The organism is Nocardia sp. CA-128927 (genome assembly GCF_050955855.1).
Classification (GTDB): Bacteria; Actinomycetota; Actinomycetes; order Mycobacteriales; family Mycobacteriaceae; genus Nocardia.
This window is the reverse complement of the sequence record NZ_CP192087.1, coordinates 8,756,667-8,778,941: the sequence shown is the minus strand read 5'-3', so window position 1 is coordinate 8,778,941 and position 22,275 is coordinate 8,756,667. Positions and strand designations below refer to the sequence as shown.

The following is a 22,275-nucleotide window of genomic DNA, read 5'->3' as shown; positions in this document are numbered from 1 at the left end:
CTCACCACGAATACTCCTCGAAATGCTTGGCCGGTCGGGGGACGAGAGGCAGGCCGCGCGCCCAGAGATGCACGCCGTGCCTGCGAATGAGCGCCGAGACCACAAGTGGGGCAAGGGGTACCGCCACTGTCGCGCGCAGGATGGTACGGACGGTGGCCGAATGGCAACGTCCGGTCATCGAGGCGGCGAAAATCGGCTGGTGCTCGGTGAGGGTGATGGATACCCGCAGGCGATCGGTGGGTTCGGGCAGCCGCATCCGGTAGTCGCCGCGTACCTCGTTGAACGGGGAGACATAGAAGCGCTTCTCGGTGGTCGCGACGCCGTGGTCGTCGGTGCGCACCAGGTAGCAGTGCCGTTCGCCGTAGGTGTTGTGCACCTCCGCGATGACGCAGACCAGGTCGCCGGTGTCGTCGCGGCACCAGAACAGGGTCAGCGGGTTGAACACATAACCGAGGACCCGCGCGTTGGTGAGCATCAGGACACGACCGCCGCGCAGGTCGATGCCGTGCTCGGCGAGGTAGCCGTCGACGTTCTCGCGTAGGGTGCGGTTCGGGTCGCCGAGATGGTCGGCGGCGCGGAATCCGGCGAACGGGCGCAGCCACCGCGGCAGCCTCGGCATGTCGTCGAGATCGACCAGCCAGCTGTAGCTGCGGTGGCTGAACTCGTGATGCAGCGGGGCGAGGCGCACGTGGTGGATCCGGGTGCGGACGATCTGCGCTGACGTGTTCACGAGGTACGCACTGCTGCAACAGGTTTGGCAGTCCAGCTGGCGCCGAGCCGCTCGGCGGCACGCAACCCCGACAACGCACCGTCTTCGTGGAAACCCCAGCCGTGATAGGCGCCCGCGAAAGCCACTCGTGCACAACCGATCTCGCCGAACCTGCGCTGCGCCGCCACCGAACTCGGGGTGTAGCGCGGATGTTGATAGACCATCCGGTCGATGATCAGATTCGGATCGACCCGGTCCCCGTCGCCGAGGGTGACCAGGAAACGCGGCTCGTCGTCGAGCCGCTGCAGCCGGGTCAGGTCGTAGCTGACCAGCACCCGATCCGTCTGTGCCGTGCAGGACGGCAGCCTGTAATTCCAGGATGCCCGTGCTCGCGCAGCCCGTGGCAGCACCGACACGTCGGTGTGCAGCACCGTGTGATTCACCGAATATGGCATGGCGGAAAGGATTTCCGTCTCCGCGCCGGTCGGTTCGGCGAGCATACGCAGCGCCTGATCCGGATGGGTCGCGATGACGGCGGCGTCGAACACTCTGATCTCGTCCGCGTTGTCGCGTACCGCGATGCCGTCGGCGAGGCGGTGCACGGCTCGCACCGGAGTGTCGACCAGCACGGTGTCGAGTTGTTCGGCGACGGCGCGGACATAGGTGGCCGAGCCGCCGGTAACGGTGCGCCAGGTGGGGGACCCGAACACCGTCAGCATGCCGTGATGGTCGAGGAAGGTGAACAGGTACCGGGCCGGGTATTGCAGCGCGGTGGCCGGATCGCACGACCACACCGCCGCGACGAGCGGTGTCAGGAAGTGCGTGACGAAGTAGTCGGAGAAGCCGTTCGCGAAGACGAATTCCGCCAGGGTGCGGCCTGTTTCGGCCTCGTGGGCAAGTTCGGTGCGGGCCAGTCGATGGAACCGCGGCACCTCGGCGAGCAGGCGCAGATAACGTCCACGGACCAGGGATCGCGGGGTGGCGAACAGTCCATCGACACCGCGCGCGCCCGCGTATTCGAGGCCGCAGCCATCGCAGCGCACCGACATGCTCATATCCGATTCCTGGGTCGCGATGCCCAGCTCGCCGAACAGTCGCAGCAGCGTCGGGTAGGTGCGGTCGTTGTGCACGATGAACCCGGTGTCCACGCCCACCGCCGCACCGTTGCGAGCGGTGACCTCATGGGTGTCCGCGTGACCGCCGAGTCGGTGGTCGGCTTCGTAGAGGGTCACCTCGGCGGACCGCGACAACACCCACGCCGCGGTCAATCCGGCTACTCCGCTGCCGATGACGGCGATCCGGCGGACGCCGTCCGTCCTCGGCTCGGTGTGCTGGCCCATATGTTCCTCCTCGTCGCCCGCGAAGGCTGGTGGCCGACCGGTTGCCACCTCGATTAGGTGAGCAGGTCGCCGATGCCGTCCCGACGAACCGTTCCGCCGACTCCGTTGCCTCGATTATGCATCGTTTAGCATTTGGGGCAACATCCGATGGATCTCCTGGGCAGCGCTGGAACCGACGCGTGGTCATCGACAGGGTGCGGTCGGGAAGGACTTCGCCTGGGTGTCGGCGGCGGATTGCTCGCGGAGTGAAATCAGATCCGGCGCGTGAACGGACCTCGTGTACGACCCGAGCGGGTCAGCTCAGGTAATCGATGGCGTCGGCCAGACTCGCGACGCGTTCCGCCGCCTCGGGCAGGATCACCGAATCCCAGCCCGGCCCGCCGACCAACACCCGCGACCCCGCGTCGAGGCAGGCGCGCACCGCCGAGGTCAACGCGGTCGATTCCTGCTGTGACCACAGCATCACCGGGACGGGCTGATCGTGCCGCGCGAGGCTGTCGGTCAGCGCGCCGGTCGGGACATCCGCGCCGAGCATGTGCGCGTTGACCGCACGCTCGGCGAGTCCCGCACGCAGCACTTCGAGCGGAAGTGCGTGCGTCTCACCGCTGGTGCAGGCCAGCACCACCGGCCTCGGCGCGGGCGCATCGGGCGGCGGATTGGTGCGATGCAGCACCGAGGTGATGCACCACGACAGCATGTGCTCCACGTCGATACAGCGCTCGCCCGCACCCTGGCGCGCGACGATGTCGGCGAATGCGGGGCGGCACAACCGATCCCAGGTGTCCACCACGCCGTAAGCGCGGAAGTGGGCCTCCAGATAGCTGGACACCGCGCGCGTCTCGAGCACGAATGCCGCAGCGAGCAACGGGATTCGGTCGCCGAGCCGCGGCGTGGGCCCGCGCACTGCCGCCGCCGCACCCGCCGGGCTCGCGCCGTCCTGGATGAGCGTCAACATCTGCCCGAGCAGCGCGATGTCGGCCTCGGTATAGAGCCGATGCTTGCCGGGCCGATGCAGCGGCGGGCCGATGTTGTAGCGGCGGTTCCAGCTCCGCAGCGTCGCCGTCGGGATGCCGAGGCGCTCGGCAACCGCGCGGACCGTGTATCCGGCCGCGTCGGAAGCGGGAGCGGAACCGGCGGACATCTCCCTATTCTGCCTGTTCCGGTTCGCCCGGTTCGCCATGCCCGGGCGGCCGCGCATCGCGCGGAGGGTCCGGCGCCCGCGGCACGGCGATCAGCTCCGCACCGTGGTCGCCGCTGTCGCGCCGCACAGCAGGCCCCAACCTGCCGCGACCGCGATCGCCTTGCCGCGCTGTGGTCGGCCGCGCAACGCGATCCCGAGGATCGTGGCATCGGACAGATCGGCCATGACCCGCGCGGCAATCGCCAGCCGGAGTGCGTTCGTCGTCGGTGCGGCCAGCATGGCCAGCCCCGACGCGACGTCCCGAAGGGCGGTCATCCTGGCGACGGCACGCAAGGCGGGATCGTCATCGGACCAGCCGCACGGTCCGAGCATGACCGCGGGCCGCGCCGCGACCGCGACGCCGTACCCCGCCGTCAACGCGCCAGCGATCCGGGGCAGCCAGGGCAAGGTCACGGGTTCCTCCTCGATTCGGGGCATTGAATCAATCATGCATCGTTATGAGCTAACATGGGCAGTGTCGTCGATTTCCGAGGAGTTCGCGTGACATCTCGAACGAAGCGGTATCCCGTTCGCCTGTTCGTTGCCATGGCCGGATCGGTCGGCGCGATGTTGGCGGCGGGCAATGCGCAAGCGGCCCCCGTTGCCGCACCTGCGCCGGTGTCGTCGCTCGATCTGAATCGGTACCTCGGTACCTGGAATCAGCTCGCGGCGGTGCCGCAGTACTTCAACCTCGTCTGTGCTCGCGATACGCAGGCGAACTACGCGCTGGACCCGCAGGGCAACGTCTCGGTGCGCAACACCTGCACCACCTGGTCGAACATGAACAACGAAATCACCGGCACCGCAACGGTCAACGACCGGATGACGGGTGCGCAGCTGCACGTCAGCTTTCCTGGCGTGCCCACCCAAGAACGGATCGACGGACCGACCAACTACATCGTGACGGCGCTCGGCCCGGACTACTCGTGGGCGGTCGTCACCGATCCCGGCCGGACCTCCGGTTTCGTCCTTGCCCGCGCACCGATGCTGGACGCGGACGCGTGGCAGCAGGTGCGCGCGGGAATCGTTGCGGCAGGCCAGGATCCGTGCCTGTACCTGACCTCGCCGACCACCGGTGGTCTGGCCGACATCGTTCCGCTCTGCACACTCTGACCTAGTTCTACGGCGCCCGCGAGGGTCGCGTCGACGGTGTCCAGCATTGAGCCGCCGGGCCATCGTGGCGCCACCCTCGTGGCCGCCGGAAGAGTTGTCCCTTCATCCGCGAAGAGGAGTAGATGACCGTCACCATCGCCTTGTTCACCCGTGACCTGCGGGTGCACGACAACCCGGTGCTCACCGCGGCCCACCGCGAAGGTGCCGCGGTGGTACCGCTTTTCGTCGTCGACGACGCCATCGCGGCCGGTCGATTCGCCGCGCCGAATCGCGCGCGGTTCCTGGCCGCCGCGCTGGGCGAGCTCGATGCCGAGCTACGGGCCATCGGCGGTCGGCTGGTGGTGCGGCGCGGTGATGTCGTCGCGGAAGTGGCGAAGGTGGTCAGTGAGGTGCATGCCGACAGCGTGCACATCGCCGCCGACGTGAGCGGGTACAGCCGCAGGCGCGAACAAGCGCTGCGGGAACGGCTGGAGCAGTGCGATTGCCTGCTGCACACCCATGCGGCCTCGATCACCTCCGCCGATCCAGAAGCGCTCGTACCCTCCACCGGGCGGGACCATTTCGCGGTCTTCACCCCGTACTTCCGGCGCTGGGCCGACACACATCAGCGCAAGCCGTTCGGGAAGCCCCGCGAGCTCACCATGCCGCCGGTCGCCAGCGACCCCCTGCCGGAAGCCGAGGAGCTCTGCACGGGCCCGACCTCACCGCAGCTCTCGGTCGGTGGCGAAACGACTGGACGAAAGTTGCTGCGGGACTGGCTGTCCGGACCGATCGCGGGGTACGAGGAAAGCAACGACGACCTCGCCGCCGACGCCACCTCCCACCTGTCGCCGTATCTGCACTTCGGTTGCGTGTCGCCGGTGGAGCTGGTGCACCGGGTCGACATGGCGACGCCCGGCGGCCACGCCTTCGCCCGGCAACTGGCCTGGCGCGACTTCCATCACCAGCTGCTCGCCGCCCGCCCGGACGCCGCTTGGTCGGACTATCGGCCCCGATCGCTCAGCTGGCGCGATGATCCCCAAGCCGTCGCGGCCTGGCAGGACGGACGCACCGGCTATCCGGTCATCGACGCGGCCATGCGGCAGTTGCGTGCCGAAGGCTGGATGCCGGGGCGCGCCAGGCTGATTGCCGCAAGCTTCCTTGCCAAATCACTGCGCGTGGACTGGCGCGTCGGCGCCGAACACTTCCTGCGCTGGCTGGTCGACGCGGATCTGGCGAACAACCAACTCAACTGGCAGTGGGTGGCCGGTACCGGCACCGATACCAGGCCGAACCGCGTGCTCAACCCGCTGCGCCAAGCGAAGCGCTACGACGCCGAGGGCGAATACGTGCGCCGCTGGCTGCCCGAACTGGCGCACATCTCCGGCGCCGCGGTGCATACGCCGTGGCGCGAGAACATCGATCCCGCCGTCTATCCCGCGCCGATCATCGAATGTGTCGGGATGTAGCGCACCGATTTCGACGCAGATGAAGCGATGCCCTTCCTAATCCGGGGTGCCAGGTCTTGAATCGATGCATCGAGGCTTTGCCTTCCTCGAGGAAAGGGGCCTGTGATGATGGGCACCGTCGATTTCGTGATCACCATCGGTCGCGTACTGGACACATTGCAGAAAGCGCTGTTCCTGCTGATCCTGCGCGGTTGACCGCCCCGCCGTGGCGGTCCCGCGCAGATATCGGTTCGTCGCGCACGAACCAGCTGGCAATTCCGTACGCGGCAGGCTAATTCGTGCGCGGCGCCCGCGTGGTCGCGATCACGTGCGAGTCCACGAAGTGGGTACCCGAGCCGCCGAGCTGGCTGGTGTGTCGCGGGTACTCGACGCCACCATGCCGCGCGAAAACGTCGCTCGCATAGTGCGTTTTCTCCAATTGCTGCGAGTCCGCGTCGGCCCTTCCGTCATCGGCTCGCTCTACAGCGCCGGTTCCGAGGTCACTCATCGCATCGATGTGAGCAGGTACGCGGCCCAGCGCAAAGCCGCTGTCGCCGCGCATCGTTCGATCATCGAGGGCTCCGGCTCCTTTGCCGCGATCGCCAAAGTCCTGCTGCGACTGCCGACGCCGGTCCTGGGCCGAGTGATGCACTGGGAGTGGTACATCGAAGAGGACGCTCAGCCGGTGGCCAATCCGCTCGACGACCTCTTCGAGCCCGCACCGCGCTGACTCCGCACTTTCCTTGGCACCCAACCGATGTCGGTCAGGTTGACGCGTCGACCGCCTGACCGCGGGGCAGCACGACCGTGAAAACGGCACCCTCACCTGGCTCGCTGTGCACCGTGACCCGACCGCCGTGCGCCGCGACCAGCGCGTGCACTATCGACAGACCGAGCCCGCTGCCGCCACTCGCCCTGGTCCGCGAGCTGTCCGTGCGATAGAAGCGCTCGAAGACGCGGGCGGCGGCATCGGGTGACAAACCGGGCCCGGAGTCGATCACGTCGACGCGGACCTCGTCACGAAAGGGCTTGAGCCGCACCATGACCGCGGCCTCGGGTGGGGTGTGTGCGAGGGCGTTGCCGAGCAGGTTGGTGAGCACCTGTCGCAGTCGATGTTCGTCGCCGATCACGTCCATCGTGCCCTCGCCGGTGTCCACCACCACGCCGATGCGTCGCTCGGGTGAGGACGGTGTCGGCTTCTGGCGGGCGGCCATGGCTTGGGCGTTGTGTACGGCATCCCCGGCCAACGCAAGCAGATCCACCGGTTTGCGCTCCAGCGGGCGCTTTTCGTCCAGCCGCGCCAGCAGCAGCAGATCCTCTACGAGCAACCCCATGCGCTCGGCCTCGGACTCGATGCGCCCGACCACCATGGTGGCGTCGGTGCTCGCGCCCTGCCGGTACAGCTCGGCGAAGCCGCGAATGGTGGTAAGTGGCGTGCGCAACTCGTGGCTGGCGTCGGCGACGAACCGCCGCATCTTGGCCTCGGAACGGCGGGCCGCCTCCTCCGACGCCTCGGTGGCCGCCACGCCGTACTGGATCTGGGCGAGCATCTCGTTCAACGAGCGGGCCAGATGATCGACCTCGGTGTCCACGCCGCGCACCGGGACCCGCCGGTGCAGGTCGCCGCCCGCGATGGCCGCCGCGGTGACCTCCACCTCACGCAGCGGTCGCAGGCTGCGTTGGATCACCAGGTAGCCCACCACGCCCAGGGCGACCAATGCGATTGTGCCGGTGGCGATCTCGAAGAAGATCAAGCGGGAGACCGTCTCTCGATTGTCGGTCAGCGGCAATCCGATGGTGGTCGAGCCGAACTGGTTCGAGGTGGTCAACACGCGCCAGTGCACCGACGAGTCGTCGGCGGATCCGACCGTCGTCGGGGTGTCACCGGGCTGTCCGCTGAGATCCGGTACGCCCGAGGCGTTTCCGCCGCCGGGGATCTCGAAGAACACCTGACCGCCCGCACTCTTGTGCAGCTCGAAGAAGCGGCGCGGTTGGTCGCCGAGCGATCGGAGCTGCTGCGGCGGTCCGGGGGAATCGGCCGGAACCCATTGCACGGAAACGTCGTTCGTGCGCACCTGCTTCATCGGTCGCGGCTGTGCCCAGCTCCGGGTCGCGTCGTAGAGCTGTTCGTCGGTGCGCTGGGTCAACGACTGGCTCAACGCCGACGTCACCGCCGCTCCCGACGCGATCAGCGCCGACGCCGTGAGCAGCAGCAACGCGATCACCAGCCAGATCCGCAGCGGAACCGACGCCACGCGCCGGGACAGTCGTGCGCGCGCGTTCATGTCCGGCTCGACTGTGCTTCGCGCGGCCGCGGACCAACGCCGAGCGCGCCGATCCCGATTCGTGCGAGAGGTGTGCCGATCATGAGCCCCATGATTGCGCCGCTACCGCAGTCGGAGCTGCGAGCGAGCTGGGTATCTGCTGTGAGGGAGCGACCAGGGGCGCCCGCACCGCGCCGTTGCGCTACGGACACCCGGGCCGGTTGGCTCATGCCGATCAGCAGCGATGCGGCGTAAAGAACTAGTACCCATTCAGTCACCCGGCCACCCATACGTTCTTCGCATAGCAAAGGAGGCTGGCCTGAACCCTTCCGCATGGTGTCGTGGGCGAGCGAGGACTTCGATCGCGTGCGCGGATTCGCTGAATCTCGGAGAACCGTAACGGCGTGCTGGATACCGTGGCGGCATTGACCGATCCGGTATCCGTGGGGAGTGGCGATGACGATCATCGATGCGTGGGCGCAGCATCCGACGCTACGGATGGTGGAGCACGACATGTTCGATTCGCTGCGGCGGTGGGGTGCGCCGATGCCGACCGAACAGCCGCCGGTCGCCGCCACCGTGGCGGCCATGGACGCGGGCGGGGTGGACCTTGCGTTGATCAGCGCCTGGTACGGGCCGGAGGGGGTGTTGATCTCCAATGACGAGGTCGCCTCGTTCGTCGCGGAATCGGATGGCAGGCTGGTCGGTGTCGCCTCGGTGGATCTGCGCAAGCCGATCGCCGCGGTCCATGAATTGCGCCGTGCGGTAACCGAATTGGGGATGAAGGCGCTGCGCATCGTGCCGTGGTTGTGGGGCCTGCCGCCGAACGACCGCCGCTACTATCCGCTCTACGCCGAGTGCGTCGAACTGGGCATCCCCTTCTGCACCCAGGTCGGCCACACCGGCCCGCTGCGCACCTCGGAGACCGGGCGGCCGATCCCATACCTCGACGACGTCGCCCTCGACTTCCCCGAACTGACCATCGTCGGCGGCCACATCGGATACCCGTGGACCACCGAAATGATCGCGGTCGCAACCAAATACCCGAATGTCCACATCGATACCTCGGCCTACACCGTGCGCCGATACCCACCCGAACTGGTGGCGTATCTGAAGGCCCACGGCCGCGAAAAGGTCCTGTTCGGCACCAACTTTCCGATGATCATGCCGGACCGTGCCCTCGCCGGACTCGATGATCTGGAGCTGGACAACGAAGTTCGCGAGCTGTTCCTCTCCGGCAACGCCCGCCGCGTCTTCCGCCTGGACGACGCGTGATCAGGGATGCCTGATCGGTGCCCTGCTTCGATGGCCGGTATCGGGATCCACCACTGACAACTCGAGCTGACCTGCTTCACCAGGTGCAAACGGCTCGAAATGGCTGAAGTGGAAACCTCCGTGCGCATCGGTGTCGGCCTGACCCCAGTTCCGCGTTGTCGGCAGAAGGGACCAGCCCGCCACATAGATGTGCACGGTGGCGTCGCGAGTCCACCCAGCACCCTCGACGTTGTATGTGATGCCGGTAGGCAAAAGACTGGTGCGAACCTCCACCGAGAACCTGCCCTCGGGCCGAACCTGTTCCGCGACAATCGTTATGGGCTCGGCAACGGCGAGCGGCTGCGCTGTCAGCCCGAAGGCGGCCACCGCCAGCAGCGCCGCGAGTGGAATCCGTGTCATCGAGGGGCCTCCTCAGGCAGCTGCGGCGTGCGCATCATGCTCACCGACATGTGACCGTCTACACCGTAGATAAGCAGCCCGCGCGGTGAATCACCAAGCGGTCCTTCGCTGATCACACCCTGCTCATCGGTGTCGAGATATGCCACCAACTCCCAGGTCCCCACAAGGTCCGTCGCGCTCATGCGTCCATCATGCTGCCCACCGCAACCGATATTCGAACTTCCGACTCTCGGTTAACACCGCTGGACACCGCGGCGAAACACCACTTACCCAGCGCCGAGCCAACCGCGCTGATCCGCAAGGTCGCAGGACGCCGACGATGGAGGCCAACCGTGTTCGACCGCACCCACCTGCTCGCCCTACCCGTACTCGCCGCCGCCCTGGCGATCACCGCGGGCCCCGCCGCCGCCCAACCCAGCGACCTCGACGAATGGACCCCCGTCGACTACACCGAATACCTCGCCACCGACGCCGAACACAGCGGCGGCCTCTATTTCCGCACCCCCGACGGCCGCAACTGCGGCTTCCACTGGAACAGCGGCCCGGCCGGCTGCGACGCCGTCTCGCTCGACGCCCCCGCAGGCACCAACCAAATCCGCTCCTCCATCATCGAACCCGCCCATTTCGTCACCGCCGACCGCCCCACCTTCACCCACCCCAACGGCGCCAAGATCCTCCCCGAAGGCCACAAAGTAACCTTCGCCGGCACCACCTGCGGCATCGGCTACCAGGGCACCGTCGACTGCGAAACCGGCAACCACGGCTTCATCCTCTCCGCCGTCTACAGCGTCCTGTACTGACATCCACGAGTCACCCACACATCACCGGACATGATGGGTCGGTGGCTGAATTCTTGGTGCTGGTCAACGGATTACCGGGATCCGGCAAGTCGACGTTGGGCCGACCGTTGGCGGCGGCGTTGGACGGCAAGTTCTTGTCGAAGGACGCGGTCAAGGAAGCCTTGATGGGCTGCGTCGACGACGATGCCGTGATTCCCGCGCTGGGCGGCGTCGCGATGGATGCGGTGTGGGCGTTGGCGCGGGCGATCTCGGGGACTGTTGTCATCGACTCGTGGTGGTTCAGGCCACGGGACTTGGTGTTCGCCAGTGCCGGGATCGAGAAGACCTGTGCCGAACGGGTTGTCGAGGTTTGGTGCGATGTTCCCGTCGAGGTGGCGAGGGCTCGCTATGCAAGTAGGCGCCGGGCGGCGATGTATGGCGATGGGCAGCGGCTTGCCGATGACTGGGATACGTGGGCTGAGCAGGCCGCACCCCTCGGGCTTGGGCCCATTGTTCGAGTCGATACGACGCAACCGGTTTCCTACGTGGACCTGGCCGCGCGGATCATGCGGCTAGCGGTGTTGTGATCGCGCGGCCGGGTCGGGTGGAGACCGGGCAAGGTTCAGTGGCGGCGGATGCGGAGGATGTTGTCTTTGCGGGTGCCGGGTTGGCCTTCGGGGCCTGGTTGGTCGCGTTCGGCTAGGGCGTCTACTTCTACTGTCCATTCGGCGGGGGTGAGGTCGAGGGCGGCCAGGACCTCGGTGGTGGTGGGGAAGTGGACGTCGTGGGGTGGGGTCTCTACCCAGGAGGGCCATTCGGCGTGGCCGACGATCAGGAGTTGGCCGCCGGGGGAGACGGCTTCGGCGGCGCGGCGGAGGATCCGTTCGCGTTCGTCGGCTTTGGCGACGGGGGAGTGCAGGTATTGGGCGGTTACCAGGTCGAATTGGCCGGTGGGGAAGGAGTTGGCGAGGTCGTGTTGCTGCCAGTCGATGTCGGTGATGCCTTGCTCGGCAGCGCGGGCTCGGGCGCGGCCGAGTGCGGTCTCGGAGACGTCGACCGCGGTGACCCGCCAGCCGCGCTCGGCCAACCAGATCGCGTCGGCACCCTCGGCGCAACCCAGGTCGAGAGCGGAACCCGCTGGGGCCGAATCCATTTCGCGGACCAACAGGAAGTTGGGCGAGCCCGACCAGACGCGTTCCCGCTCCTGGTAGAAGTTCTCCCAGAACTCGACTGTGCTGCCGTCGGTCTCGTGGGTGTGTGTCTCGGTCATGGACACCACGATCCACGCGCGAGGGAGATAGCGGCAAACTTCTTTGCTACTTCGGCAACAACTACTCGGTAGTCGGCTCGGTATCCGTGCGTTTCACCAGCGAGGTCTTCTCCTGCGCAACCGCACGGTCCTCGACGAGCATGGCGGCCCGATGGTCGGATCCCCACCCCGCGTGCGCCTCGGTCCGCATCCGCTCGACCATGTGCGGATAGTGCAGCTCGAACGCCGGACGCTCGGACCGGATCCGCGGCAACTCGTAGAAGTTGTGCCGCGGCGGCGGACAGGTCGTCGCCCATTCGAGCGAATTCCCGTAACCCCACGGATCGTCCACGGTGACCACCTCCCCGTAGCGATAACTCTTGAAGACGTTCCAGATGAACGGCAACATCGACCCACCGAGGATGAACGCACCGATGGTGGAGATGGTGTTCAACGTGGTGAAACCATCGCTGGGCAGGTAGTCGGCGTACCGCCGCGGCATCCCCTCGGCCCCCACCCAGTGCTGCACCAGGAACGTCGTGTGGAACCCCACGAACGTGGTCCAGAAGTGCCACTTACCGAGGCGTTCGTCCATCATCCGCCCGGTCATCTTCGGGAACCAGAAGTAGATACCCGCGAACGTCGCGAACACGATCGTCCCGAACAACACGTAATGGAAGTGCGCCACAACGAAATACGAGTCGGTGACGTGAAAGTCCAGCGGCGGGCTGGCCAGGATGACACCGGACAACCCACCGAACAGGAAGGTGGTCAGGAACCCGAGTGAGAACAGCATCGGCGTCTCGAACGTCAACTGCCCGCGCCACATGGTGAAGATCCAGTTGAAGAACTTCACCCCGGTCGGCACCGCGATCAGGAACGTCATCAGCGAAAAGAACGGCAGCAGAACCGATCCCGTCGCATACATGTGATGCGCCCACACCGCCACCGACAGCGCGCCGATCGAGATGGTTGCGTACACCAGCGCGCTGTACCCGAACAGCGGCTTGCGACTGAACACCGGGAAGATCTCGGTGACGATGCCGAAGAACGGCAACGCCACGATGTACACCTCGGGATGCCCGAAGAACCAGAACAGGTGCTGCCACAGCAGCACACCACCGTTGGCCGTGTCGTAGATGTGCGCGCCGAGATGCCGGTCGATCGCCAACGCGAACAGTGCCGCGGTCAGGATCGGGAAGGCAAGCAGCACAAGGATACTGGTGATCAGGATGTTCCAGGTGAAGATCGGCATCCGGAACATGATCATGCCGGGGGCACGCAGGCAGATGATCGTGGTGATCATGTTGACGCCGCCGAGGATGGTGCCGAGACCGGACAGGATCAGACCCATGATCCACAGGTCGGCACCCGCGCCCGGGGCGTGCTCGAAGGTGCTCAGTGGCGTGTAGCCGGTCCAGCCGAAGTCGGCGGCGCCGCCGGGCGTGATGAAGCCCGCGGTCGCGATGGTGGCCCCGAACAGGTACAGCCAGTAACTGAACGCGTTGAGCCGCGGGAACGCGACGTCCGGCGCCCCGATCTGCAAGGGCAGCACGGCATTTGCGAAACCGAACACGATCGGTGTCGCGTAGAAGAGCAGCATCAGCGTGCCGTGCATGGTGAACAGCTGATTGAACTGTTCCGTCGACAGGAACTGCATCCCCGGCCTGGCGAGCTCACCGCGCATCAGTAGGGCCATCAGCCCGCCGATGAAGAAGAAGGTCATCGCCGTGACGAGATACATGACCCCGAGCACCTTCGGATCGGTGGTCGTGATCATCTTCCAGATGTAGGAACCCTTCGGCCCCATCCGCCGCGGATACGGTCGAACCGCCTGAAGTTGTTCGGTCTGCGTCACACTCACGACCGCCGCCACCTTCCGAACCGCCGTCTGGAGGCCGGCGCGACCGGCCTGCATCAACCAAACCATGTGACCGCAGTCTCACGCCACCCCTAGATCGACTTTGCCAAAGGTTTGCCATAGCGGCTTGAATTGGGTTCTCCAACTGGGCTTCTGTGCGCGATTGCCCGTGCCGAGCCCCCGCCGAACTGATACGCCCTGGATATCAGGGATATCTGCGACCGTGGCACGATGCGCCGCGCCGCATCGGTGCGTACCGTGAGGGCACTCGAGACCACAGGCGGGGGCCGAAATGAAGAGTTGGATTCGCTGGGCAGTACTGCACGGCCTGCCGCGCAGGTACCTCACAATGCGTGCCCGCGACGGCGAGCCCCTGCCCCAGATCCTGATGGGCTCCGGTGCCGAACAAGACCCCTACCCGTTCGGTGACCGCATTCGCGAGCAAGGCCGACTGGTCCGCACCTCGATCACCTGGGTCACCGCCGATCATGAGGTTTGCCGAAAGATACTGCGCGACAAAAACTTCGGCGTGTCGACGCCGGACACGCTGGAGCTGCCCCGACCGCTGCTGCGCCTGGTGCGGGCGACCGACCTGAAGCTGGCCAACCCGATCGAGCCGCCATCGATGCTGATGGTCGACCCGCCGCAGCACACTCGATATCGCAAGCTCGTCGCGCAGGAATTCACGCCGCGCGCGATCGGTCGGCTGCACGACCGCATCGTCGAGGTCACCGACGAACTGCTGGCCGGGCTGGCGGCGCGCCGAAACGCCGACCTGATCGAGGACTTCGCGAAGCGGCTCCCGGTGGCGATCATCTGCGAAATCCTCGGTGTGCCAAAAGAAGAGCAGGACTACATGCTCGAACTGGGGCACGCGGGCGCGCCGCTGCTGGACGTCGGCATCTCATGGCGCGCGTTCAGTCGCGCCATTGCCGCCTTACGGGCGAGCGAGGAGTTCATCGAAGGACACGTCGCGCGGCTGCGGGTCGACCCCGGCGACAACATCCTGAGCGAACTGGCGGTCAGCGGCATCCTGACCATGCCCGAACTCAAGGCGACCGCCGCGCTGATCGCCGGTGCGGGCTTCGAAACCACCGTCAACCTGCTCGGCAACGGCATGGTGGCGCTGCACGAGCACCCCGACCAACTCGACCTGCTGCGGGCCGAGCCGGACCGGTGGCCCGGCGCGATCGAGGAGATCCTGCGCTTCGGCAGTCCGGTGCAGCTGACCGCCCGAACCGCGTTGTGCGACACGGAGATTGTCGGCCACCCGATCGCCCGCAGCGAGTCGGTCACGCTGCTGCTCGGTGCGGCCAACCGTGACCCCGCCGTGTTCGCCGACCCGGGCGCCTTCGATGTCACCAGGGCGAACGCGCGCGAGCACCTGTCCTTCAGCAGCGGCGTGCACTCCTGCCTCGGCGCCAGCCTGGCCAGAATGGAGGGCGCCGTCGCCCTGTCCGCGTTGTACGAGCGCTTCCCCGAGTTGCGGCTCGCCGGCACCCCCGAGCGCCGCGGGCTGGTGAATCTCCGTGGCTATCAACGGATACCGGCCGCGCCGGGGCTGCCCGCGGTCAGGCGGACGGTATGAGCCCGCTCAGCAGTCGAGCGGGTCGCGGATGAGCATGCCCTCGACGGCGCGCAGGCGGTCGCTCATGGTGGAGAGCAGGTCGATCGAGTCGTGCGAGAGGCCGACCGCGGTGTTCATCAGCCTGCGCAGCCGCGGGCTGTCGATGGAGCGGGCCACCGTCGCGTCGTAGTCGGTCGGTGTGGTGTCTAAAGGTCGGACGAGCTGGTCGAGATCCACGGCGAAGTACTCACAATCGGTCATCTGGCCCCCTGGGACCATTGTGGGCGCGCTGGGCCGCGCGCCTGCGCGATGTGCCGCCGGCGAGTACTGCCTGATGCCGCGACGCACACCGCATTCACTTCGTCGCTGCGCCGACCCGGAACGTTTCGTGTGTAGTTCTGGACAATACGAACGTAAACGCCAACTACACATCATTCCACCGTGAAACCATGGGTTCGGCCGAACGAATACCGATCTGGTGAGGGGCCGACATGGGCAATCTCGACGACAAGGTAGCGGTGATCACCGGCGGAGCCCGAGGTCAGGGGCGTGCGCACGCGGTGGCGCTGGCGGCAGCGGGCGCGGACATCGTGGTGTGCGATATCGCCGAACAGGTCGCGAGCGTGCCATATCCGATGAGTTCGGAGTCCGATCTGGCCGAAACGGCCAAACTGGTCGAGGAAACCGGACGCCGCTGCGTGCCGCTCAAAGCCGATGTGCGCAGTCGAACGGAAATGAACGCGGTCGCCCAACGCGCCATCGATGACTTCGGTCACATCGACATTCTGGTCGCCAATGCGGGCATCGCTTCCAACTCGATGATCGCCGAGATGGACGACGCGATGTGGCAGGACATGATCGACATCAATCTCAACGGTGTCTTCCACAGCTTCCGCGCGGTGGTGCCGCACATGATCGAACGCCGATGGGGCCGCATCGTGGCCACCTCCTCCATCGTGGCCAGGATGGGCGTGCGCAACGCGGGACACTATGCGGCGGCGAAGTGGGGCGTGCTCGGGCTGGTCAAGTCGCTGTCGCTGGAGGTGGTGGAGTACGGGATCACCGTCAACGCGGTGCTGCCCGGCGGCGTGGACACGGACATGATCCAGAATCCGGCCATGTATCGAATGATGCTGCCGGACAAGGAGAATCCCACGAAAGAGGACGTGATGGCGATGTTCGCCTCCGGCCCGCCGAACTCCGACCTGATCGCGCCGGACGAGGTCGCCGACGCGGTGTTGATGCTCGTGTCCGAGCGCGGACGGCACTTCAACGGCGAGGCCTTGACGATCTCCGGCGGGATCAGCGCCAACACCGTCTGATCCCCGACCTCCGACGAAATGTGACCTGCATCGCAGTCGAGCGGGTGCCGGAACTTTCCCGGCACCGCATCCGACCGGTCAGCGAGACCTGGTTCAGGTGCAAACTTTCGTTCTCGAGGATGGTGGACGGCAACGTGCAGGTGAAACGCTCGACAGTCCACCTTGTCTGGCTGGTCGCGGCGGCGGTTCTGCTTGCCCTGGTGATCGGATCGGTGGTGGAAGCGGGCGACGCGCCTTATCGGGCTGCCGGTACCGCCTATCCCGGTTTCGCGGACGTCCTCGGCTACGTGCTGCTGCGCGTTGCCGCCGCACTCGCCGGCGCGACCGCGCTCGGCGCGCTGGTCTACGCGGTGTGCTGTACCGCCGTCACCGGTCGCGGCCGCCTCGACGTCGACGGCTACTCCGGTCTGCGGCTCGCCGAGCGAGCCGGTCTGGTGTGGCTGGTGTCGGCGCTGGCCCTGATCCCGGTGACCGCGGCGAATGTGGGCGGGCTGACGGTCTCCGGGCTCTTCCGGATAGGTGCACTCGGGGCGCTGATCGACGCCAGCGAGAAACCGAAGGCGTGGATCGTGGTCGCCGTGCTGGCCGGTGTGGTGACGCTGGGTGCTCGAATCCTGTTGTCCTGGAACGGGGCAGCGGTGTTGCTGATGGTGGCCGCCATCGCCGTGCTGCCGCCCGCGATGGTCGGCAATGCGGGGGAGGGGCCGAATCACGACTACGGCACCGGCGCGATGATCATCTTCCAGCTCGCGGTGTCGGTGCTGCCCGGGCTGCTGTGGTGCGTCGCGGACCACCTGCGCCGCAACGGGTCACATGCACCCACCGCGGTCCGCCGTGGCGCGACGATCGCGTTGCTGTGCCTGGCCGCGGCCACCCTCAGCGGGCTGGTGCTCTGGGTGATCCTGCTGCCGTGGTCGGATGTGTTCACCACCGGCTACGGACGACTGGCGCTGGTAGTGGTCGCCGTCGGCGCCGACCTCGTGCTGACGATGCGCGCCGTACTGAAACACCGTGACCCCGGCGCCCGCACCGCCTTCCTGATCGCCTGCAGCGGAGCGCTTTCCGCGGTCGCGCTCGCCGCGACGGTGGCCATGGCGGTACAGCCCGCCCCGGCCTTCGCCGACCGATCGTTCACCGCGCAGGAGGTGTTCCTCGGTTTCGACCTGTTCGATCGGCCAAACCTGCTGCGCCTGATGACGTTGTGGCGCTTCGACATTGTGCTCGGCACCGCCGCGCTGGCCGCGATCGTGCTGTACGTGCTCGGCGTGCTGCGGCTGTGGCGGCGCGGCGACGAATGGTCGCGGTGGCGGACCATCTCGTGGATCGGCGGCTGCGTCGCGCTGCTGATCGCGACCTCGTCCGGCATCGGCACTTACGGATTCGCGATGTTCAGCATGCACATGATCACGCACATGGCGTTGAACATGTTCGTGCCGGTGCTGTTGGTGCTCGGCGCACCGGTGACCCTGCTGCTGCGCGCCGTTCCGGCGGCCAAGCGCGGCCAGGTGCACGGTGTGCGCGAATGGGTGCTCGCCCTCCTGCATTCGCGGCCGACCGCGGTGATCGCGCACCCCGCGACGGCGCTGTCGTTGTTCGTGATCTCGCTCTACGGGCTGTATTTCACGCCGCTGTTCGAGAGCCTGATCCGATACCACTGGGGGCACGTGCTGATGAACGTGCACTTCCTGATCGTCGGCTACCTGTACTACTGGGGCATCATCGGCATCGACCCCGGCCCGCGGCGGCTGCCGCACCTCGGCAGGCTCGGAGTCCTGTTCGCGGTCATGCCTTTTCACGCCTTCTTCGGTGTCGCGGTGATGTCGATGAACTCCGTCATCGGCTCGCGCTTCTACACCAACCTGCAGCTGCCGTGGAACATCGATCTGCTCGCCGATCAGCGCGTCGGCGGCGGAATCGCCTGGGTCTCCGGCGAAATCCCGATCCTGCTGGTGGTCGGCGCGCTGCTCACCCAGTGGGTGGCGCAGGACCGGCGCACCGCGGTGCGCACCGACCGCAAGCACGACGACTACGGCGACTCCGACCTCGCCGCGTACAACGCCATGCTGGAGCAGCTGGCGCAATCCCGCCGCTGACCCCTGCCGACCGAATGCGCCCTTCAGCCCATCCTGCCCGCTGAAGGGCGCCTTCGGTCGGTTGCCCCTGGTTGACCGAAGGTGGCCGTCGGCCTGTGTGAGGGGGTGAAGGGCGCCTTCGGTCGGTTAGCGGTTGAAGCGAACTCGCCGCAGCCGCAGGCTGTTCGAGACGACGAAGAACGACGAGAACGCCATGGCGGCACCGGCGATCAGCGGATTCAGGAAGCCGAGCGCGGCGATCGGAATGGCGATCACGTTGTAGCCGAACGCCCACACCAGGTTTCCCTTGATGGTGCGCAGCGTGGCATGCGCCAGCTCGATGGCATCGGCGACCGCGCCGAGATCCTCGCGCACCAGGATGACGTCGGCGGCCGCGATCGCGACATCGGTGCCCGCGCCGATGGCCATGCCGAGGTCCGCGGTGGCCAGCGCCGCCCCGTCGTTGATGCCGTCGCCGACCATCACCACGCGTCGTCCCTGCTCCTGCATGCGGGCGATCAGGTCGACCTTGCCCTCCGGAAGCAGTTCGGCGACAACATCATCGATGCCGATCTCGTCGGCCACCGACTGCGCCGCGTAGGCGTTGTCGCCGGTGAACATCATGACCCGCAGGCCGAGCCGGTGCAGCCGGGTAATCGCGGCGGCTGCGGTCTCCTTGACCGTGTCGGCCACCGCGATCACCGCGACGACCGCGCCGTCGACGGCAACCAGCACAACGGTGCGTCCGGACCGTTCCTGTTGCCGGACAGCACGATTCAAGTCCTGCGGGATGCCGATGCCCTGATCGTCGAACAGCCGCGACCGGCCGACCAGCACCCGGCGGCCGGCCACCAGGCCGCGCGCGCCCAATCCCGGTAGGGCTTCGAAGGATTCGACCGAGGGCAGTTCGTCGACCGTCTCGCGCGCGTGGCGGGTGATCGCCGCGGCCACCGCGTGTTCCGATGCCGCCTCCACCGCACCGGCCAGGCGCAGCACCTCCGCCGCGCTGAACGGCTCATGCTCGATCACCGCGACCACACTCATCGCCCCGTTGGTGACGGTGCCGGTCTTGTCCAGCACCACGGTGTCCACGTCGCGGGTGGCCTCCAACGCCTGATGGCCTTTGATGAAAATGCCCAGTTGCGCACCGCGTCCCGAGGCCACCATCAACGCGGTGGGAATGGCCAGACCCAGCGCGCACGGGCACGCCACGACGAGCACCGCCAGGGCGGCCGCCGCCGCGCGATCCGCACCCGAGCCGGTAGCCAGCCAGACCACGAACGTCACGGCCGTCACCAGGAAGACGAACGGCACGAACACCGATGCCACCCGGTCGGCGATCCGCTGCATGCGCGCCTTGCCGGTCTGCGCCTGCTCGACCAGGCGGATCATCCCGGACAGCTTCGTATCCGCCCCTACCGCAGCGGCTTCCACGATCAGCCGCCCGGTGAGCGCGGTGGTGCCGCCGATCACCGCCATGCCCGTATCGACATCGACCGGGATCGATTCACCGGTCATCGCGCTGGCGTCGACGCTCGACTCGCCGGACACCACAAGGCCGTCCGTGGCGATGGTCTCGCCGGGCCGCACCACGAAGCGCTGCCCCTCCACGAGTTCACCGATGGGCACCCGCATTTCGCGGCCGTCGCGGGTCAGCACGGTGACCTCGCGGGCGCCGAGCGCGGCGAGCGCACGCAACGCACTGCCCGCCGAACGCTTGGCCTTCGCCTCGAAATAGCGCCCCGCCAACACGAATGCGGTGACGCCTGCGGCAACCTCGAGGTAGATCGCGTCACTGGCCCAGATCGCCGCCCAGACCCCGTCGGGCGCGGGCCCGGAACGGTTGGGGTGCAAGAACATTGTGTCCAGCGACCACAGCGTCGCGGTGAGCACGCCGACCGAGACCAGCGTGTCCATGCTGGCCGCGCCGACCTTGGCGTTGGCAAAAGCCTTGCGGTGGAACGGCGCCGCCGACCAGACCACCACGGGCAGCGCGAGCACGGTGAGGATCAACTGCCAGCCGGTGATCCGGGTGCTGGGGATGGTGGCGAACATCACCGACAGGTCGGCCAGCGGGAAGAACGCCATCAGCGCGACGACCAGCCTGCGCAGCAGATCGTTGACCTGCGCGTCCTCCGGGGCCGAGCTGATCGGCTCGGTGCGGTCGGTGATCGGCGACGCACCGAACCCGGTGGCGTCGACCTCGGCGCACAACTGCTCCGCGGTGATCTCGCCGACCGCGTCGATCGTCGCGATCCCGGTGGCGTAGTTCACCGACGCGGTGATCCCGTCGATCTTGTTGAGCTTGCGTTCCACCCGGGTGGAGCAGGCCGCACAGCTCATTCCGGTGACGGCGAGGGAGATGCGATTCGGTTCGGTAGTCGAGTCGGTTCGAGTGATCGGGTCGAGCTCGATGGTCATGAAGTTCCGTTCATTACGCGGCGGGATCTTGGGTCGAGCGAAGGTGGCGGGTCCGCCTGCCGAGCTGGGCACCCGGCGGTAGCACCAGATCGGTCGGGACGCGGTCGCTGGTCGGCGGTGAGGTTTCCGGGCGTCGTGTCCGGTGCACGACCACGACCAGCACCAGGGCGACGACGAGCAGTCCGTGCGAGAGCACCCGGGAGATCGGGACCACGCCGGAGTACAGGTCGGACACGACGAACGCGCTCAACGCGGCAACCAGCGCGCCGAGCACCGGCAGCACACCGGCGGCGGCGTGTGGCCGCAGTGCGCAGTAGATGAACCCGACGCCGATGGCCAGGCTCCACGCGGTGCTCTCGTTGAGCAGGTGGCGAGTCATCTCGGCGGCGTGGTGGTGGCTCATGCCGAAGTCGAGCCCGGCCAGTTGGGCCAGGGCCAACACGCATTGCAGAACGCCGAGCACACCGAGCAGGACACGGGCCAACGCGGTGCGTGAGGTGGGTACCGCGGCGCGCAGCCTCGCCAGCGGCGACGGCTGCGGCCGCTCCAACTCGGCGGCGGCGAAGATCGCGTCGGTCAGGTCCGGCGCGTACGACGACGCACCGCGCAACAACTTCGAGGTCTCCACCGCGGCGACGTACCAGGAGCAGCACTCGGCGCACTGCTCCAGGTGCTCGTCCACCCGGGCCGCGGGAACGGTTTCCCGCTCGCCGTCGATCCGGGCCGACAGCGCCGTCCGGCACACTTTGCACTCCACGTCCAGATTGTCGTCTATCCGGACACCGAAGTTCCCGGCGGTTGTTATTGGTGGCCGCGCTCACGACTCCACCTCGCTAGCGCTCGGCTCCGTCGTGCGCGCGGGCGCACTGTGTCTTTGGTTCGCTCGCTGACGCTCGCTCACGACTCCACCTCGCTAGCGCTCGGCTCCGTCGTGCGCGCGGGCGCACTGTGTCTCTGGTTCGCTCGCTGACGCTCGCTCACGACTCCACCTCGCTAGCGCTCGGCTCCGTCGTGCGCGCGGGCGCACTGTGTCTCTGGTTCGCTCGCTGACGCTCGCTCACGACTCCACCTCGCTAGCGCTCGGCTCCGTCGTGCGCGCGGGCGCACTGTGTCTCTGGTTCGCTCGCTGACGCTCGCTCACGACTCCACCTCGCTAGCGCTCGGCTCCGTCGTGCGCGCGGGCGCACTGTGTCTTTGGTTCGCTCGCTGACGCTCGCTCACTGAGATCGGCGTGGTGAGCTGCGTTACCTCGCCCGGGGCCGGTCCGCTGACGCTGCGGTCGCCGGTTATTGTCGGC

At 67.2% G+C, this 22,275-nt stretch carries 21 protein-coding genes; 9 read left to right on the top strand and 12 right to left on the bottom strand.

From position 1 onward, the window contains the following. Nucleotide 1: 1 nt before the first annotated feature. The 4 genes from ACQPW1_RS40805 to ACQPW1_RS40790 form a co-directional block, all read right to left on the bottom strand. Nucleotides 2-730 (bottom strand): DUF1365 domain-containing protein, encoded by a 729-nt coding sequence (locus tag ACQPW1_RS40805; protein WP_433658389.1) that lies wholly within the window; start codon nt 728-730, stop codon nt 2-4. Continuing rightward, nucleotides 727-2,049 carry an NAD(P)/FAD-dependent oxidoreductase gene (locus ACQPW1_RS40800; RefSeq protein WP_433658387.1) on the bottom strand — a complete coding sequence of 441 codons (1,323 nt, stop codon included), beginning with the start codon at nt 2,047-2,049 and terminating at the stop codon, nt 727-729. Before ACQPW1_RS40800 ends, ACQPW1_RS40805 begins: the two co-directional genes overlap by 4 nt. Nucleotides 2,050-2,344: 295 nt before the next feature. Next, entirely contained in the window at nt 2,345-3,190 is an 846-nt protein-coding gene (locus ACQPW1_RS40795; protein WP_433658385.1) for a MerR family transcriptional regulator, read from the bottom strand. Nucleotides 3,191-3,280: 90 nt separating this feature from the next. After that, on the bottom strand, nt 3,281-3,643 hold the full coding sequence (locus tag ACQPW1_RS40790; RefSeq protein WP_433658383.1) for a hypothetical protein: 363 nt from the start codon (nt 3,641-3,643) through the stop codon (nt 3,281-3,283). A 132-nt stretch (nt 3,644-3,775) separates the two neighbouring features. Here ACQPW1_RS40790 and ACQPW1_RS40785 point away from each other — a divergent pair, with 132 nt between their 5' ends. The 3 genes from ACQPW1_RS40785 to ACQPW1_RS40775 all read left to right on the top strand — a co-directional run bounded on the left by ACQPW1_RS40785 (nt 3,776) and on the right by ACQPW1_RS40775 (nt 6,499). Next, nucleotides 3,776-4,342, top strand: a complete 567-nt coding sequence (locus ACQPW1_RS40785) for a lipocalin family protein (RefSeq protein ID WP_433665470.1) — start codon at nt 3,776-3,778, stop codon at nt 4,340-4,342. A 122-nt stretch (nt 4,343-4,464) separates the two neighbouring features. Continuing rightward, the gene (locus tag ACQPW1_RS40780; protein WP_433658381.1) at nt 4,465-5,790 is read left to right on the top strand and encodes a cryptochrome/photolyase family protein; all 1,326 of its coding nucleotides are present in this window, start codon (nt 4,465-4,467) and stop codon (nt 5,788-5,790) included. Nucleotides 5,791-6,112: 322 nt separating this feature from the next. After that, nucleotides 6,113-6,499 carry a hypothetical protein gene (locus tag ACQPW1_RS40775; RefSeq protein WP_433658379.1) on the top strand — a complete coding sequence of 129 codons (387 nt, stop codon included), beginning with the start codon at nt 6,113-6,115 and terminating at the stop codon, nt 6,497-6,499. A gap of 34 nt (nt 6,500-6,533) precedes the next feature. Here the strand turns inward: ACQPW1_RS40775 and ACQPW1_RS40770 are convergent, their stop codons facing one another. After that, nucleotides 6,534-8,054 carry a sensor histidine kinase gene (locus ACQPW1_RS40770; RefSeq protein WP_433658377.1) on the bottom strand — a complete coding sequence of 507 codons (1,521 nt, stop codon included), beginning with the start codon at nt 8,052-8,054 and terminating at the stop codon, nt 6,534-6,536. Nucleotides 8,055-8,489: 435 nt separating this feature from the next. On the opposite strand from ACQPW1_RS40770, the gene ACQPW1_RS40765 reads away from it, so the two are divergent. Beyond that, entirely contained in the window at nt 8,490-9,308 is an 819-nt protein-coding gene (locus ACQPW1_RS40765) for an amidohydrolase family protein (protein ID WP_433658375.1), read from the top strand. On the opposite strand, the gene ACQPW1_RS40760 is transcribed toward ACQPW1_RS40765, so the two are convergent. Continuing rightward, nucleotides 9,309-9,707: a hypothetical protein gene (locus ACQPW1_RS40760; protein WP_433658373.1), complete on the bottom strand. Its 399-nt coding sequence runs from the start codon at nt 9,705-9,707 to the stop codon at nt 9,309-9,311. Continuing rightward, entirely contained in the window at nt 9,704-9,889 is a 186-nt protein-coding gene (locus tag ACQPW1_RS40755; RefSeq protein WP_433658371.1) for a lipocalin-like domain-containing protein, read from the bottom strand. Before ACQPW1_RS40755 ends, ACQPW1_RS40760 begins: the two co-directional genes overlap by 4 nt. 150 nt (nt 9,890-10,039) lie before the next feature. Between ACQPW1_RS40755 and ACQPW1_RS40750 the strand changes: the two genes are divergently transcribed. Both ACQPW1_RS40750 and ACQPW1_RS40745 read left to right on the top strand, forming a co-directional pair. Continuing rightward, on the top strand, nt 10,040-10,507 hold the full coding sequence (locus ACQPW1_RS40750) for a hypothetical protein (protein ID WP_433658369.1): 468 nt from the start codon (nt 10,040-10,042) through the stop codon (nt 10,505-10,507). A 41-nt stretch (nt 10,508-10,548) separates the two neighbouring features. Then, the gene (locus ACQPW1_RS40745; RefSeq protein WP_433658367.1) at nt 10,549-11,073 is read left to right on the top strand and encodes an AAA family ATPase; all 525 of its coding nucleotides are present in this window, start codon (nt 10,549-10,551) and stop codon (nt 11,071-11,073) included. 35 nt (nt 11,074-11,108) lie between these two features. On the opposite strand, the gene ACQPW1_RS40740 is transcribed toward ACQPW1_RS40745, so the two are convergent. Further along, entirely contained in the window at nt 11,109-11,756 is a 648-nt protein-coding gene (locus tag ACQPW1_RS40740) for a class I SAM-dependent methyltransferase (protein ID WP_433658365.1), read from the bottom strand. 61 nt (nt 11,757-11,817) lie between these two features. Further along, a complete protein-coding gene (gene ctaD, locus ACQPW1_RS40735) occupies nt 11,818-13,545 on the bottom strand; it encodes an aa3-type cytochrome oxidase subunit I (RefSeq protein ID WP_433665469.1) in 1,728 nt (575 codons plus the stop codon). 343 nt (nt 13,546-13,888) lie between these two features. On the opposite strand from ctaD, the gene ACQPW1_RS40730 reads away from it, so the two are divergent. Continuing rightward, nucleotides 13,889-15,184: a cytochrome P450 gene (locus ACQPW1_RS40730; protein WP_433658363.1), complete on the top strand. Its 1,296-nt coding sequence runs from the start codon at nt 13,889-13,891 to the stop codon at nt 15,182-15,184. Between the two features lie 6 nt (nt 15,185-15,190). Here the strand turns inward: ACQPW1_RS40730 and ACQPW1_RS40725 are convergent, their stop codons facing one another. After that, nucleotides 15,191-15,424, bottom strand: a complete 234-nt coding sequence (locus ACQPW1_RS40725) for a hypothetical protein (protein WP_433658361.1) — start codon at nt 15,422-15,424, stop codon at nt 15,191-15,193. A gap of 230 nt (nt 15,425-15,654) precedes the next feature. Between ACQPW1_RS40725 and ACQPW1_RS40720 the strand changes: the two genes are divergently transcribed. Further along, nucleotides 15,655-16,485 (top strand): mycofactocin-coupled SDR family oxidoreductase, encoded by an 831-nt coding sequence (locus ACQPW1_RS40720; protein ID WP_433658359.1) that lies wholly within the window; start codon nt 15,655-15,657, stop codon nt 16,483-16,485. 119 nt (nt 16,486-16,604) lie between these two features. After that, complete coding sequence (locus ACQPW1_RS40715; RefSeq protein ID WP_433658357.1) at nt 16,605-18,578, top strand: cytochrome c oxidase assembly protein; 1,974 nt, start codon at nt 16,605-16,607, stop codon at nt 18,576-18,578. Between the two features lie 126 nt (nt 18,579-18,704). Here the strand turns inward: ACQPW1_RS40715 and ACQPW1_RS40710 are convergent, their stop codons facing one another. Together ACQPW1_RS40710 and ACQPW1_RS40705 are read right to left on the bottom strand one after the other, a co-directional pair. Then, nucleotides 18,705-20,978: a heavy metal translocating P-type ATPase gene (locus tag ACQPW1_RS40710; RefSeq protein ID WP_433658356.1), complete on the bottom strand. Its 2,274-nt coding sequence runs from the start codon at nt 20,976-20,978 to the stop codon at nt 18,705-18,707. Between the two features lie 13 nt (nt 20,979-20,991). Continuing rightward, on the bottom strand, nt 20,992-21,735 hold the full coding sequence (locus ACQPW1_RS40705; protein ID WP_433658354.1) for a zf-HC2 domain-containing protein: 744 nt from the start codon (nt 21,733-21,735) through the stop codon (nt 20,992-20,994). Nucleotides 21,736-22,275 lie beyond the last annotated feature (540 nt).

Bases quoted from the DNA above. Each gene is read 5' to 3' on its own strand.
- ACQPW1_RS40800 (WP_433658387.1), bottom strand. From the start codon at position 2,049: ATGGGCCAGCACACCGAGCCGAGGACGGACGGCGTCCGCCGGATCGCC.
- ACQPW1_RS40795 (WP_433658385.1), bottom strand. From the start codon at position 3,190: ATGTCCGCCGGTTCCGCTCCCGCTTCCGACGCGGCCGGATACACGGTC.
- ACQPW1_RS40785 (WP_433665470.1), top strand. From the start codon at position 3,776: ATGGCCGGATCGGTCGGCGCGATGTTGGCGGCGGGCAATGCGCAAGCG.
- ACQPW1_RS40780 (WP_433658381.1), top strand. From the start codon at position 4,465: ATGACCGTCACCATCGCCTTGTTCACCCGTGACCTGCGGGTGCACGAC.
- ACQPW1_RS40770 (WP_433658377.1), bottom strand. From the start codon at position 8,054: ATGAACGCGCGCGCACGACTGTCCCGGCGCGTGGCGTCGGTTCCGCTG.
- ACQPW1_RS40765 (WP_433658375.1), top strand. From the start codon at position 8,490: ATGACGATCATCGATGCGTGGGCGCAGCATCCGACGCTACGGATGGTG.
- ACQPW1_RS40760 (WP_433658373.1), bottom strand. From the start codon at position 9,707: ATGACACGGATTCCACTCGCGGCGCTGCTGGCGGTGGCCGCCTTCGGG.
- ACQPW1_RS40755 (WP_433658371.1), bottom strand. From the start codon at position 9,889: ATGAGCGCGACGGACCTTGTGGGGACCTGGGAGTTGGTGGCATATCTC.
- ACQPW1_RS40740 (WP_433658365.1), bottom strand. From the start codon at position 11,756: ATGACCGAGACACACACCCACGAGACCGACGGCAGCACAGTCGAGTTC.
- ctaD (WP_433665469.1), bottom strand. From the start codon at position 13,545: ATGGGGCCGAAGGGTTCCTACATCTGGAAGATGATCACGACCACCGAT.
- ACQPW1_RS40730 (WP_433658363.1), top strand. From the start codon at position 13,889: ATGAAGAGTTGGATTCGCTGGGCAGTACTGCACGGCCTGCCGCGCAGG.
- ACQPW1_RS40725 (WP_433658361.1), bottom strand. From the start codon at position 15,424: ATGACCGATTGTGAGTACTTCGCCGTGGATCTCGACCAGCTCGTCCGA.
- ACQPW1_RS40720 (WP_433658359.1), top strand. From the start codon at position 15,655: ATGGGCAATCTCGACGACAAGGTAGCGGTGATCACCGGCGGAGCCCGA.
- ACQPW1_RS40715 (WP_433658357.1), top strand. From the start codon at position 16,605: ATGGTGGACGGCAACGTGCAGGTGAAACGCTCGACAGTCCACCTTGTC.
- ACQPW1_RS40710 (WP_433658356.1), bottom strand. From the start codon at position 20,978: ATGACCATCGAGCTCGACCCGATCACTCGAACCGACTCGACTACCGAA.